General features: G+C 68.8%; 12 protein-coding genes. 5 read left to right on the forward strand and 7 right to left on the reverse strand.

The genetic code is table 11. The features are described 5' to 3' along the window. Positions 1 to 299 precede the first annotated feature (299 nt). A complete protein-coding gene (locus tag VN779_RS16630) occupies positions 300 to 638 on the reverse strand; it encodes a hypothetical protein (protein WP_325724271.1) in 339 nt (112 codons plus the stop codon). A 115-nt stretch (positions 639 to 753) separates the two neighbouring features. Between VN779_RS16630 and VN779_RS16635 the strand changes: the two genes are divergently transcribed. Next, the gene (locus VN779_RS16635; RefSeq protein ID WP_325724273.1) at positions 754 to 1743 is read left to right on the forward strand and encodes a threonine/serine dehydratase; all 990 of its coding nucleotides are present in this window, start codon (positions 754 to 756) and stop codon (positions 1741 to 1743) included. Positions 1744 to 1750: 7 nt separating this feature from the next. On the opposite strand, the gene VN779_RS16640 is transcribed toward VN779_RS16635, so the two are convergent. Continuing rightward, entirely contained in the window at positions 1751 to 2662 is a 912-nt protein-coding gene (locus VN779_RS16640; RefSeq protein ID WP_325724275.1) for a DMT family transporter, read from the reverse strand. 151 nt (positions 2663 to 2813) lie between these two features. Next, positions 2814 to 4235 (reverse strand): amidase, encoded by a 1422-nt coding sequence (locus VN779_RS16645; protein ID WP_325724276.1) that lies wholly within the window; start codon positions 4233 to 4235, stop codon positions 2814 to 2816. Between the two features lie 84 nt (positions 4236 to 4319). On the opposite strand from VN779_RS16645, the gene aroQ reads away from it, so the two are divergent. Both aroQ and VN779_RS16655 read left to right on the forward strand, forming a co-directional pair. Beyond that, the gene (gene aroQ, locus VN779_RS16650; protein WP_325724277.1) at positions 4320 to 4778 is read left to right on the forward strand and encodes a type II 3-dehydroquinate dehydratase; all 459 of its coding nucleotides are present in this window, start codon (positions 4320 to 4322) and stop codon (positions 4776 to 4778) included. A gap of 74 nt (positions 4779 to 4852) precedes the next feature. Further along, entirely contained in the window at positions 4853 to 6094 is a 1242-nt protein-coding gene (locus VN779_RS16655; protein WP_325724279.1) for a cytochrome P450, read from the forward strand. Positions 6095 to 6103: 9 nt separating this feature from the next. Here the strand turns inward: VN779_RS16655 and VN779_RS16660 are convergent, their stop codons facing one another. The 4 genes from VN779_RS16660 to VN779_RS16675 all read right to left on the reverse strand — a co-directional run bounded on the left by VN779_RS16660 (position 6104) and on the right by VN779_RS16675 (position 10560). Then, entirely contained in the window at positions 6104 to 7273 is a 1170-nt protein-coding gene (locus VN779_RS16660; protein ID WP_349260830.1) for an acyl-CoA dehydrogenase family protein, read from the reverse strand. An 89-nt stretch (positions 7274 to 7362) separates the two neighbouring features. After that, the gene (locus tag VN779_RS16665; protein ID WP_414639689.1) at positions 7363 to 8220 is read right to left on the reverse strand and encodes a carbohydrate ABC transporter permease; all 858 of its coding nucleotides are present in this window, start codon (positions 8218 to 8220) and stop codon (positions 7363 to 7365) included. A 37-nt stretch (positions 8221 to 8257) separates the two neighbouring features. Continuing rightward, positions 8258 to 9265: a sugar ABC transporter permease gene (locus VN779_RS16670; RefSeq protein ID WP_325724285.1), complete on the reverse strand. Its 1008-nt coding sequence runs from the start codon at positions 9263 to 9265 to the stop codon at positions 8258 to 8260. Beyond that, entirely contained in the window at positions 9265 to 10560 is a 1296-nt protein-coding gene (locus VN779_RS16675; RefSeq protein ID WP_325724287.1) for an extracellular solute-binding protein, read from the reverse strand. Before VN779_RS16675 ends, VN779_RS16670 begins: the two co-directional genes overlap by 1 nt. Positions 10561 to 10710: 150 nt before the next feature. On the opposite strand from VN779_RS16675, the gene VN779_RS16680 reads away from it, so the two are divergent. Together VN779_RS16680 and VN779_RS16685 are read left to right on the forward strand one after the other, a co-directional pair. Further along, positions 10711 to 11697, forward strand: a complete 987-nt coding sequence (locus VN779_RS16680) for a LacI family DNA-binding transcriptional regulator (protein ID WP_325724289.1) — start codon at positions 10711 to 10713, stop codon at positions 11695 to 11697. A gap of 87 nt (positions 11698 to 11784) precedes the next feature. After that, on the forward strand, positions 11785 to 14169 hold the full coding sequence (locus VN779_RS16685) for a beta-glucosidase family protein (RefSeq protein WP_325724291.1): 2385 nt from the start codon (positions 11785 to 11787) through the stop codon (positions 14167 to 14169). Positions 14170 to 14197 lie beyond the last annotated feature (28 nt).

Here is a 14197-nt window from a genome sequence, read left to right on the forward strand (position 1 = left end):
TCGATCCTTGGCTCGACACGTGGCGCAGGCCGATCGAGGCGGCCGTCGCGGCGACGGCTAAGGCCTGACTCCAGGCCGCTGAAACACGTGGCCAGGTTCCCGTCTCACGACTGCACAGGCCGTGTGTAAGAAGTAGCGTCGGACAAGGCCGCGGCGTCTGGCGCGTGCGATCGCAAGGCGGCGGAGCGTCCTCATATCGGGCATCTGCGGACGCTTCGCCAACGCAGCGAGCGTGCGTGGCAGGCGCCGCGGCCCCGGCGAAACTTCTTACACACGGCCTAGGTGGATCAGACGCCCTCTCAGAGCGCGCGCCGTACCTCATCGAGTTCCGCGGCCGTGTATTCACGGTCCGTGGCGATCGCGGCCAGCAGGTCACGGGCTCGGACCACCCTGGGATCGTCTTCCATGATCAGCATGCGCGCCGGGGCATCATCGATCTCGATGACGGCCTGGTACTCACCCGGCATCAGTTTCCCGTAATTTCGCGCCAGAATCGCCGCTATCCGCACCGCCGCGGTCAGTTCGTCCTGCGGCAGCGCCAGTGCCTGCGCTCCGGTACCCACATCCGCGAGAACGACAGCCCCCTGAAAATAAGTTATCCGCCGCATCGTGTGCTCCCCGTCACGGACCGTCTCCATCTCGTCGCACAGTAGACCACAGCCGCGCGCGAACTGCGCGAACCTTTTCCCTCCGGTTTGTCCGAGCCTCCGCTTATGATCGATACGAAGACGGTCACGAAGGGGAGACGGTGCCATGGCCGGGCTGGTGCAGCTCGACGAGGTGTTGGCGGCGGCAAAGCGGATCGCCGGTATCGCGACCCGCACTCCGCTGCTGCCCTGTCCATGGGCCGACCCGGACCGGCCGCTGTGGATCAAGGCCGAGTCGCTTCAGCCAATCGGCGCGTTCAAGATCCGCGGCGCGGTCAACGCGCTGGCGACGCTGGACGCGCAGGCGCGCGAAGCCGGGGTCATCGCCGTATCCAGCGGCAATCACGCGCAGGCGGTCGCGTATGCGGCGGCGCGGCTCGGCGTGGACGCGTTGATCGTGATTCCGCACGGCTCAGCGGAGAACAAGGTGGCCGCGACGCAGGCGCTCGGCGCGACGGTGGTTCGCGTGCCGGCGGCGGAGCGGGAGGAAGCTGCCCGCATGCTGGCGGCCGAGACAGGTCGAACCCTTATTCACCCGTTCGACGATCCGCTGGTCATCGCGGGCCAGGGCACCATCGGCGTGGAAATCGCCGAGCAGGCGCGGGAATTGGGCATCTGCGTTGACACGATCCTCGCCCCGGTCAGCGGCGGCGGGCTGGTCTCCGGGATCGCGGTCGCGGCCAGGGAACTGATGCCGCAGGCCTCGGTGTTCGGCGTGGAGCCGGAGTTGGCGGCGGATGCACAGGAGTCGCTGCGCCGCGGGGAGCGAATAGCTTGGTCGGTGGACGACACGTGGCGCACCATCGCGGACGCGCTGCGCTCGTCGAGCGTCGGTGAGCTGACCTGGCTACATATCAGGGAGCTGGTTGCCGGCGTGGTCACCGTGTCCGAGCCGGCGATCCTCGACGCGGTCCGCACGTTGGCGAGCAGCGCGCGGCTGGTCGCGGAGCCGGGTGGAGCGGTGGCGGTCGCGGCGTATCTGTCACGGCGCGACGAGCTTGCGGCCGGGCGCAATTACGTCGCGGTCCTCAGCGGCGGGAATATCGCCCGCGACGCGTATAGCAGGATCCTGAGCGGCGGCGAGTACGTCGGCTGAGTCCTCGTCACGCCGTCCTCGTCGAGGGCTCGAACTGGCCTGACGCCTCGCCACTTGGCTGCTCCTGCGCCGCCGGGCTTTGCCCCAAGGCCAGCGGCGAGCGCGCCAGTTCGATATAGCCGATGGCGATCGCGCCAAGGCCCAGCATTTCGGGCACCAGCCACCAGCCGAAACGCATGTCCTCCGCGAACAGCAGGACACCGAAGCAGGAGCTGATCAACGCGTCGCCGATCGTCAACATCGGCTGGGAGGCGACCAGCGTGCCCGCTTGCAGCGCGTTCTGCAGCAGGAACAGCGAGCCGACCCCGGCCGCCGCGGTCGCATAAAGCTGCCACGAGCTGAAGAACGCGCCGGGTCCGTCCGCGAGCGCCGACATGGCCTGCTTCATCAGTGCCGCGGTCAACGCGTAACCGCAGGCCGCGGCGAGGCCGAGGAGCGCTGCGCGCGGCTCACCTCGGGTCCGCATCGCCGCGATGAGCAGCACCGCCTCGAAGCCGCCAGTGGCGACGAGCGCCAGTACCCACAGCTGGTTCGACGCCCGGTCGACGCCTCCGGAGGGAGCCGCCGCAGCCAGCGCGACAGCGAGGCCCGCGGTCACCGCGGCGACCGCCACCCAAGTGCGGCGCGGCAGACTAGTGCGGAAGAGCAGCCCGGCGATCAAGAGCGCGATCGGCAGCTCGATGATGAAGATCGGCTGCACCAGCGCCACCGGACCGGTGCCCAGCGCCGCGGCCTGGAACAGCGCGGCCGCGCCGACCAGCGCAATCCCGGCCAGCCAGACCCGGCGGCGCACCAGATAGGCGAACAGGGAGAGCCGGAAGGCGCCGTCCGGGGGTGCCTCGCTCGCCGCCCGGCGCTGCAGCACCGAGGCCGCGGCATTGCTGAGCGCAGTCAGCACTGCGAACAAGACACAGATCACGAAATTCAGCTTCCCGCTCCGCTGCCCCCGACACCCGACCATCTGCCCTATGACGCGAAGGAACGATTCCCGTCGACGAATTGTTCCCACGGTGGTAGTCAGGATGGCGCCCGAATTGGACGGTGACGTGTTGAGCTGCGGGGATGTAAGTTTACGCGGCGTACTCCGGCGCATGTCTGGCCCACGGACGCGCCGCCTCGATCTGCGCCGCGAGACTGAGCAGCAGCCGCTCACCGCCCGGCCGAGCAATCAATTGGACTCCGATCGGCCAGCCTCCCGCATCGTGCACGCCAGCCGGCACGTTCATCGCCGGCCAGCCCGCGATGTTCCAGGGCCCGAATAGCTGGGCGACCATGACGCTGGTGATCGTGTTGCGCACCGCCGCACGTTCGCCGTATCGGCGGGCGAAGGGCGGCGGGACCGGCACGGCGGGAAGGACGAGCACGTCGACGTCGCCGAAGAACGCTTCCGCGCCGCCACCGTCGCGCCACCGTTTCCGCGCGCCCGCTCCGCCGAAGTGCGCCGCGTTGAGCGCGCGGCCCAGACCGGCCATCTGGCGGGTGGAGCGGTCGAGTTTCGCCGAATCAAGGGTGCGCGCGTCCTGATGTGCGCAGGAGAACCAGGTCCGCAGTACAGCCGGTCCTAGCCACATCGGATAGCGCGCGGTGTGAGGTCTGATCGCGTGACCGAATGTGCCAAGCAGGTCGGCGGTCGCATTGGCGGCCGCCGCGCACCGATGGTCGATCGGCAGCCCCAACTGCGTGGAGCGGACCGAGACGCCGACCCGCACCCGCTTCTCGCTCACCGCGGCCTCTTGCGCCGCAGCTTCATCAACGACAGCTTCGTCCAGTTCAGCCAGCTGCGGATCATCCGCCATCACCGACAGCGCGAGCGCCGCGTCCTGGACCGTCGTGGCCAGCGGGCCGTTCTCGGATAACCCGTGCCAGCTCGGACTTCCGTCCTCGTTCAGCACCGCCGGCACCACGCCAGCCCCGGGCTTGATCCCGACAAGGCCGCAGAAGCACGCCGGGATACGGATCGAGCCAAGGCCGTCGTTGCCGTGCGCGATCGGGACCAGCGCCGCGGCGACGGCTGCCGCGCTGCCGCCGGAGGAGCCGCCGGGCGTCGACTGCCGGTTCCACGGATTGCGGGCGATGCCATACACGCTGTCAGTCATCGGTGTCAGGCACAGCTCGGGCACGTTGGTCAGCCCAACGACGATCGCACCGGCCGCCCGCAGCCGTGCGACAACCGGATGATCCGAGTCGTTCACCGCCTCCGAGCTGGCCGCCGAACCGTTGCGGGTTTGCTCCCCGGCCACGGCGACGTTGTCCTTCACCGCGACAGGAACGCCGGCCAGCGGCAGCTGCCCGAGGTCCGAGCGCGCGGCGAGCGCGTCGGCCTCCGCGAGCGCCTCCTCATGCCGGATCTTGCGGAACGCACCCAACTGCGGGTTCAACCGCTCGATCCGCTCAAGGTGCTGCTGCACCACCCACCGCGGTTGCGCGTCACCGCGACGCACTGCGTCAGCGATCTGTTGTGCGCTGCGGCCGATCCAGCTCTCCGAGTCCATGCCGGTAGGCTCGACCGGCGCCGGCTTCGCGTCAACCTAGCGGTGAAGCGTGCGAAGGCGAAGCGCAGGCGGGAAGATCTACCCATGCCTTCCGTTTTGATCGTCAACGGCCCGAACCTCAACCTGCTGGGCACCCGCGAGCTCGGGATTTACGGCGGGCAGACGCTCGCCGACGTCGAGGCGATGTGCCACAAGGCCGCCGCGGCGCTCGGACTGGACGCGCAATGCCGCCAGTCCAACCACGAGGGCCAGCTGGTCGACTGGCTCCAAGAGGCCGGGGCCGAGCAGCAGGCGGGCCGGCTGATCGGCGTCGTACTGAACGCCGGCGCGTACACGCACACATCGATCGCGCTGCACGACGCGATCAAGGGTGCGCACCTGCGCGTCGTCGAGCTGCACATCTCCAACGTGCACGCACGCGAGAGCTTCCGGCATCACTCGTACGTCTCACCGGTCGCCGCCGGCATCGTGGTCGGCTTCGGCGTTGAGGGCTATCCGCTGGCGATTCAAGGCCTGCATCGCCTCGCGTCGGCCGAGGGCTAACGCCTCCCACTTATCCCCGGCTTTAGCGTCCGCGCGCACCCTCCAGTCGTCTCATCGCACGGGAGGAACACGCAATGGCTGAAACGACGATTACCGAGGCAGCTGTCACGGCCACAGACGCCGAAGCGCAGCCGCCGCTTTTCCCTTTCGAGGGCATCTCCCCCGGCGACGACTACGTCGCGCAGTACGAGGACTATCGGCAGCGATGCCCGGTTCCGCGCGTGCGGCTCGCGAACGGCGGCGAAGCGTACGTCGTGATGCGGCACGCTGACACGCGGCGCGTGCTCGCCGAGCCGGTGTTCGACCGCGAGGGCTGCATGGATCCCTCGGTGCCGCTGCTGCTCGAGGGCTCGCGCATTCCCGGCCTGCTGGTCAACATCGAGGGCAGGGAGCATCTGCGCCAGCGCAAGCTGACCGTGCGCGCCTTCACCCCCGGCAAGGTGGCCCAGTTCCGGCCGCGCATCGGGCAGATCGCCAACGAGTTGGTGGACGCGATGCTTGAGCAGGGCCCGCCGGCGGACTTCGTCACCTCCTTCGGCACCCCGTTCCCGGCCCGGCTGATCTTCGAGATCTTCGGCGTGCCGACCGCCGACATCGGCCGGCTGATGGACTGGCTCACCAAGATCCTCTCCTTCGGCCGGTTCACCCCCGAGGAGCAGGGCCAGGCCTTTCAAGAGGTCACCGGCTACTTCGCCGCCCTGGTCGCGCGCAAGCGGGCCGAGCCCGGCGACGACCTGACCAGCGCTCTGATTCAGGCCCGCGATGGCGACGACAGGTTCACCGACGAAGAACTGGTCTCCAACATCTGGGTCAACGTCAGCGGCGGCACGGTCGCCTCCTCCAACATCCTGCCCAACATGATCGCGACCTTCAGCCAGCACCCGGACCAGTGGGAACTGCTCAAGCGGCGGCCCGAACTGATCCCGAACGCGGTCGAGGAGGTGCTGCGGTACGTCGCGGCCGCCACGACCAGCTTCGAGCGGATCACCACCGAGCCAGTCGAGCTGAGCGGAATCCCGCTGCCGCAGGGTTCGGTGGTCATCCCCCTGCTTTCCTCGGCGAACTTCGACGCCGACGCGTACAGCGAGCCGGAACGCTTCGACGTGACCCGGAAGCTGGAGAGCCCCCACCTCGGCTACGGCCACGGCCCGCACCGCTGCGTCGGCGCACCGCTCGGCACCGCGGAGCTCGAGGTCGCACTCGAGGTGCTGCTAGCCCGGATACCCGACCTGCGCGTGGCGATCCCGCATGAGCAGCTGCCGTGGGACGAGGGTGTGGCCATGCGCCGGCTGGTGTGCCTGCCGGTGACCTGGTGAAGCGCTGTTTTACCGGTACGCGGACTGGCCGGTGAGCGCCTGACCGACCACCAGGGTGTGGATTTCCTCGGTGCCCTCGTAGGTGAGCACTGATTCGAGGTTGTTGGCGTGACGGATCGGTGAATAGTCGAGCGAGACGCCGTTGGCGCCGAGGATGGTGCGGCACTGGCGGGCGATGTCGATCGCCTGGCGCACATTGTTGAGCTTGCCCGCGCTGACCTGCTCCGGCCGGATGCGGCCCGCGTCCTTGAGCCGGCCCAGGTGCAGCGCGAGCAGCATCGCGGTGTTCAGCGACACGGCCATGTCGGCGAACTTGCGCTGGGTGAGCTGGAAGGCGCTGATCGGCCTGCCGAACTGGACCCGGTGGCCGGCGTATTCGAGCGCTGTCTGGAGACAGTCGCGGGCGGCGCCCACCGCGCCGAACAGGATGCCGAAGCGCGCTTCGTTCAGGCAGGACAGCGGTGCGCCGAGGCCGCGGGCTTCGGGCAGCCGAGCCGCGTCGGGAAGGCGCACGGTCTCGAAGACCAGCTCGGAGGTGACCGACGCCCTGAGCGACTGCTTGTTCTCGATGTCGCGGGTGCTGAAACCGGGCGTGCCGCGCGGGACGAGGAAGCCGCGGATGCCGTCCTCGGTCCCGGCCCAGACGGTGGCCACATCGGCGATGCCGCCATTGGTGATCCACATCTTCGCGCCGTTGAGGATCCAATCGCCGCCCGGCCCGCCCTGCTGTACCGCGCGGGTGCGCATGTTGGCCGGATCCGAGCCGAAGTCCGGTTCGGTCAGGCCGAAGCAGCCGATCGCCTCACCGGCGGCCAGGCGCGGGAGCCACTGCTGCCGCTGCTCCTCGGTGCCGTAGCGGTGGATCGAATACATCGACAGGGAGCCTTGCACGGACACGAAACTGCGCAGGCCCGAGTCGGCCGCTTCGAGTTCCAGGCAGGCCAGGCCGTACGCCGTCGCGCTCGTGCCCGCGCAGCCGTAACCCTCCAGGTGCATGCCGAGCAGGCCGAGCTTGCCGAGCTCGGGAACCAGGTCCCGCGGGAAATGCCCGCGCTCGAACCAGCCCCCGATGTGCGGCCGTACGCGGTCGGCCAGCAGTTCGCGCACCGACCGCTGGATCGCCCGCTCCTCCTCCCCCAGCAGGGACGAGATGTCCAGCAGGTCCAGCGGGTCGGCCATCGGACCCGGTGCGGTGTTCGTTTTCGCCGGGGTCTTCTTCGCGGAGTCGGTCACACCGCTATCTCTATCACCCGGCCACCCGAGATCGGCTACCCCTTCACGGCGCCGGTCAGACCGCCGACGATGCGCCGTTCCGCGATGGCCAGGAACGCGAGCGCGGGCACCATGGACAGGCCGGTGAACGCGAGGATCTTCGCTGTGTCCTGGGTGTACTGGGTCTGGAAGTTCGCCACGCCCAGCGGCAGGGTGAAGTTGTTCTGGTCGTTGAACGCCAGCAGCGGCAGCAGGTAAGCGTTCCAGCTGGTCACGAACGCGAGGATGCCGACCGTGATCAGCGCCGGCCGGGAGAGCGGCAGCAGGATGCGCCAGAAGAAGCCGAGCCGGCCCGCGCCGTCGAGCATCGCGGCGTCCTCGATCTCCCCCGGGATGGCCCGCATGAACGGCCGCAGGATCACGATGGTGGCCGGCAGCGAGAAGGCCGATTCCGGGATCGCCACACCCCACCAGTGCTCGAGCATGTGCAGGTCGTGCATCAGCAGGAACAGCGGCAGCGCCGCGACGCCGATCGGGAAGAGCAGGCCGATGGTGAAGAAGCTGTAGAACGCCTCGCGGCCGCGGAAGCTGTAGCGCGAGAGCGCATACGCCGCCATCGAACCGACGCCGACCGCGATCCCGGTGGCCACCACTGCGATCAGCACGCTGTTGAAGATGTTGCGCCAGAACTTCGGGTCGGTCAGCACGGTGCCGTAGTTCGACCAGACCCAGTGCTTCGGCACCAGCGCCGCGGGGTCCGAGTTGAGCTCGGGGTTGGTGCGGAAACCGCCGAGGATCACGAACAGCAGCGGGACCACGGTGAGCCCGATGATGACGATCGCCACCAGGTACGCCACCCAGGAACGCCCGCCGCCGGGGCCGCCGCGCCCGCGACGCCGGGGGGCCGCGGCCATCCCGGCCGCCGTCGTGTTCACAGCCGCTGACATGCCGTCACCCCACCACCCGGGTCAGTGCGCCCTCGGTGTCGCGGCGCAGCACGAAACGCTGGTAGGCCAGCGCGAAAGCGAAGCAGATGATGAACAGGATCACGGCGACCGCGCTGGCGAAGCCGTACTGCTGCTTCTGGATGCCGAAGTTGTAGATGTAGGTCGCCATCGTGTTGGACGCCTCGGCGGGGCCGCCGCCGGTCATGATCCAGACCAGGTCGAACAGCTGGAGCGAGCCGATCACGGACAGGAAGATCCAGATCCGGATGGTGGGGCCTAGCAACGGCAGCACGATGTGCCGGGTGACCTGCCAGGAACTCGCCCCATCCAGCGCCGCGACCTCACGCAGCTCGGACGGGACCCCCTGCAGTCCCGCGAGCAGCAAAATGATGCCGAACCCGATGTACTTCCAGGTGATCACCACGAAGAGGGTGTAGAGCACGAGGCTGGGGCTGGCCAGCCACAGATGCACCTGGCTGCCGAGCCCAAGTGAGATCAGCACCTGGTCGACGAAACCGTTCGGTTGCAGCATCTGGTACCAGACGACCGCGGTGATCGCCTCGGAGAGCACGTAGGGCGCGAAGACCACCAGGCGCAGGAGGGCGCGGCCCTTGAGGTTGCGGTTGAGCAGCATCGCCAGGCCGATGCTCAGCGGCAGCTGGATCACCAGCGAGAGCCCGACGATGATCAGGTTGTGCCCCACCGAGTGCTGGAAGTTGCTCCCGGTGATCGCGCTGGTGTAGTTCGACAGGCCGGCGGAGGTCAGCGGCCCGTAGCCGTCCCAGTTGTAGAAGCTGTAGTAGGCGGCCAGCGCGATCGGCGCCAGCACGAAGCCGGCGAACAGCAGCGTCGCCGGCGTGAGCAGGAGCACCAACTCCAGCCTCTTGCGCCGTCCGCTCGGACGGACCGGCCGCGCCGCCTTCACGGCGCGGCCGGAGCGACCGGGCGTCTTGTCGCCCGCCACGGCGGGGATGGTGTCGGCCATCCCCGCCGTGACCCGTGCTTCGCTCATTACTTGCCGCCCGAACCAGAGCTCGTCACGCTCTGGATGATCGTCTGCGGCGTGCCCTTACCCGCGAAGAAGTCGGCGACCGCGTTGTCGAGCGACTGGCCCACAGCCGTCGGGAAGGCGATGTCGAAGTACATCTGGATGTACGGAGCCTTCGCCGCGTACGACGAGATCGTCTGCAGGTTCGGGTCCGTCAGCTTCGAGGACGAGGCCGGGTTCGCCGGCAGCGCGATGCCCTGCGAGGCGATCTTGTCCTGAACCGCGGGGCTGGCCAGGTACTTGAGGAAGTCCGCGCAGGACGGGCCGGCGCCGGTGGTGCAGGAGAAGCCGTCGCCGCCGCCGAGCGCCACGGCCGGGTCACCCTGGCCGCCGGTCACCGCCGGGAAGGGGAACCAGCCCATCTGCGACTTGAAGTTGCCGTTGGGCAGCAGGCCCTCCATGGTCGGCAGTTCCCAGTCGCCCTGCAGCTCCATCGCGGCCTTACCCGAGGCGACCAGTCCGGCCGAGCTGCCCACGCCCTGCTGGGCCGGGGTGCCCAGGAAGCCGGTCTGGAACGGGTTGGTGGCCAGGAAGGTCTTGACGTCGTTGCCCGCCTTGGTCCAGCACGGGTCGTCCAGCTTCAGGTCCTTCGAGGCCTGCTTCAGCACGTCGGTGGAGCATTCGCGCACCGCGAAGTAGTCCCAGTAGAACGCGTCCGGCCAGCCGTCCTTGCTGCCGATGGCGATCGGCGCGATGTTGTGCGTCTTGAGCTTGGCCACGTCGGCGTTGAGCTCGTCCATCGTGGTCGGCGGGGCGGTGATGCCGGCTTGCGAGAACAGGTCCTTGCGATACCAGAACCCGACTACATGCAGGTCGTAGGGGATGCCGTACTGCTTGCCGTTCGCCTGCCAGCCGGCCGCGGTCGCGCCCAGCTCGCTGATCCAACTGGAGACCGCCGACGTGAGGTCCATGACCTTGCCGGAGGTGATCTGGCTGGTCAGCTGGCCGCCGCCCCACTGCTGGAAGATGTCGGGCGGGTTGCCGCCGGCCAGGGCGGCCGGGACCTTCGTCTTGAACTGCTCGTTCTGGATCGGGTCCACCGTGAACTTCACGTTGGGATGCGCGGCGGTGTAGTCGGCCGCGGCCTGCGCCCAGAGCGACTTGACCGGGTCCGTGGTGCCGTTGTGCCACCAAGTCAGGTTGGCCGACCCGGTGCTTGAACTGCTTTTCGCGCCACCGCTGCTGCTACTGCACGCCGAGGCGGTGAGCGCCAGGGCCGCGGCTGCGGCGACGAAGCTGATCGTGCGGATTCTACGCATGGCTGGTCCATTCCTGACGACGTCGGCCGAACTGGACCGGGCGAAGTGAGCCCAGGATGGCAGAGAGTTTGCGCTCAACTCGTGATCGTGTCAATCGTTGTCGATAACGATTTACAACGCTATTCTGGCCCGGTGCAACCAAGCTCCCGTGTGACTATTCGCGACGTCGCCGCCGCTGCCGGCGTGTCGGTCGCGACCGTGTCCAAGGTCATCAACCAGCGCTACGGCGTGTCGGCTGACACCTTCGCGCGGGTGCAGGCCGTCATCAACGAGCTCGGTTACGAGGCCAGCCTCGTGGCGCAGAGCCTGCGCAATCACCGCACCAACGTCATCGGGATCCTGGTGGCGGACCTGGAGCCGTTCAGCACCGAACTGCTCAAAGGCGCGGGCGACGCGATCCGCGGCACCGGCTTCGAACTGGTCGTCTACTCGGCCGGCGGGCGCACCAGCGACCACGTCGGCTGGGAGCGGCGGTACCTCTCCCGGCTCAGCGGCACCCTGGTGGACGGCGCGGTCCTGGTCACCCCGACCGTGGTCGATGTGCAGTACGGCGCTCCCGTGGTCGCGGTCGACCCGCACACCGGCGCGTCGGACCTGCCGACCATCGATTCGGACAACCTGCGCGGCGCGCGCCTGGCCACCGAACACCTGCTCGAACTCGGGCACCGGCGCATCGCACTGCTCGGCGGCCGCCCGGATCTGCAGTCCGCTCAGCTACGCGAGCAGGGTTACCGCGAGGCGCTACGCGCGGCGGGCGTGCCAGTGGACGAGCGGTTGGTGCAGGTCGGCGCCTACGACCCGGAGGTGTCGGTGAAGCCCGCGCGTGAGCTGCTCAGTTCCCCCGATCGGCCTACCGCCGTGTTCGCGGCGAACGACCTATCGGCCATCGCGACCATCGAGGTGGCCGAGGAACTCGGGCTGCGCGTGCCGCAGGACCTGTCCATCGTCGGCTTCGACAACATCCCGGAGTCGGTGCTGAGCACTCCCCCGCTGACCACGGTCGAGCAGCCGATCCGCACGATGGGACAGCGCGCGATCGAGATCCTGGTCAAGCTCATCCGGGGGGAGAGCCCTGAGCAGACCCACATCACGCTCGCGACCCGGCTGGTCGTGCGCCAGTCGACCCGGGCGCTGTGACCGGCCGCTGGCCGGCGGATCAATCCAAAAGTTAACGCTCTTGCTCGGATAATCGCTCTGCGCGCGTGAAGGACGGACGGACCGTACGTGGCTATCGACGATCAACTGACCGCTGAGGTGTGGCGCGACCCGGCGGCCGATGTCGGCGCGCGGGTCGGCGACCTGATGGCCCGGATGACGATCCGGGAGAAGGTGGCGCAGCTTTACGGCGTCTGGGTGGGGATAGACAGCGCCGGCGGCGATGTGGCTCCGCATCAGCACGAACTGGCCGTGGTCTCGACGGATTGGGAGGAGCTGATCCGTGACGGAATCGGCCAGCTGACCCGGCCGTTCGGCACCAAGCCGATCGAACCGCTGGCTGGAACGAGCGCGCTGGCCCGCAGCCAGCGGCAGATCATGGCGGCGGGGCGCTTCGGCATCCCGGCGCTCGTGCACGAGGAGTGCCTCACCGGCCTTGCGGCGTGGCAGGCAACCGTTTTCCCGTCACCGCTGTGCTGGGGCGCGAGCTTCGATCCGCGTCTGGTGGAGCGGATGGGCGCGCAGATCGGCCGCACGATGCGCGGGCTCGGCGTGCACCAGGGGCTCGCCCCGGTCCTCGACGTGAGCCGCGATCCGCGGTGGGGCCGGACCGAGGAGACCATCGGCGAGGATCCGTACCTGGTCGGCGTGATCGGCAGCGCGTACGTGCGCGGCGTCGAGTCGGCCGGGATCATCAGTACTCTGAAGCACTTCGTGGGTTACTCGGCCTCACGCGGCGGGCGCAACCACGCCCCGGTGTCGATCGGCCGGCGCGAGATAGCCGACGTGCTGCTGCCGCCGTTCGAGATGGCGCTGCGCTCGGGCACTCGATCGGTGATGAATGCGTACACAGACATGGACGGCCTGCCCGCCGCGACCGACCCGGAACTCTTCACCGACCTTTTGCGCGGTACCTATGGCTTCACCGGGACCGTCGTCTCCGACTACTTCGCGGTCACGTTCCTGAAGATGGAGCACAACGTCGCCGAGTCGGAAGGAGACGCGGCAGGCCAGGCGCTGCGGGCCGGCATCGACGTCGAACTGCCGACGGTCAAGTGCTTCGGACAGCCGCTGCTCGACGCGATCGACGCGGGCGAGGTCGATATCGCGCTGATCGACCGGGCACTGGAGCGGGTGTTGCGGCAGAAGTGCGAACTCGGGCTGCTCGACGCGGATTGGTCACCCGAGCCCGCTGATCCCGAGTCGGTAAGGCTCGATGATGACGAGTCGAGGGCCCTGGCGCGGGAACTGGCTGAGCGCTCGATCGTCTTGCTGCGCAACGACGGCGCGCTGCCGCTGGCGGCCGGGAAGCGGATCGCGGTAGTCGGTCCGCGCGCCGACGAGGCGGGCGCGCTCATGGGCTGCTACTCGTTCCCGATGCATGTCGGGGTGCACCACCCGGATGTGCCGATGGGTATCGAGGTCGCGACGCTACTCGGGGCGCTGCGCGAGGACACGGCCGGGTATCAGGTCTCGTATGCGCAGGGTGTTCCGGTGCTCGGCGGGAGCGATGAAGGCATCGCGGAGGCGGTGCGCGCGGCGCGGGCCGCGGAGGTGTGCGTCGCAGTGCTCGGCGATAAGGCTGGCCTGTTCGGCGGCGGCACCTCTGGCGAGGGCTGCGACGCGACCGACCTGCGGTTGCCCGGCCGGCAGGAGGAATTGCTCGACGCGCTGCTGGAGACCGGCACGCCGGTCGTGCTGGTGCTGCTGGTGGGGCGGCCGTATGAGCTGTCCCGGCAGGTGGACCGGCTCGCGGCGGTGGTGTGCGGCTTCTTCCCGGGCGAGGAGGGCGCGCACGCTCTCGCGGACGTGCTGTCCGGCCGAGTCAATCCGTCCGGACGGCTGCCGGTCACCTTCCCGGCGGCCGGAGTGAATCAGCCCTCGACTTATTTGGTCCCCCCGCTGGGCCAGGCGAGTGGAGTAAGCAATATCGACCAGACGGTGCTGTTCCCGTTCGGCCACGGCCTCTCCTACGCCCCGGCGACCTGGATCGGCGTCGAGGCCGCGGCGCAGACCTGGGCGACGGATGGCACCTACCAGGTGACAGTCGCGCTGCGTAACGGCACACCGGTCCCGACGTCAGAGGTCGTACAGGTCTATTTGCACGACCCGGTAGCGGAGGTGGCGCGGCCGGTGCAGAAGCTGATCGCCGCGCCACGCATCGATTTGCCGCCCGGCGGCGAGCGTACGGTGACCATCGAGTTGCACGCCGACCTGACGGCGTACACCGGCCGAGCGGGTCAGCGGCAGGTGGATCCGGGCGAGGTCGAATTGCGGATCGGCGCGTCGAGCGCTGATATCCGCAGCACCGCGCGGCTTAAAATGATCGGAGCGCGGCGCGAGGTCGGCTTCGAGCGGGTGATGGAGCCGAAGGTGGCTGTGATCGACGGCAGCTACAGCGCCGACGGCGTCGCGGTACCGCGCAACGGGAGCGTCCCGGCGCCGCGAGCCTGATGGGACGCGGCCGGACGGACAGCCACCG

Origin of the sequence: Actinocrinis sp., from assembly GCF_035605935.1 — a bacterium.
GTDB lineage: Bacteria > Actinomycetota > Actinomycetes > Streptomycetales > Catenulisporaceae > Actinocrinis.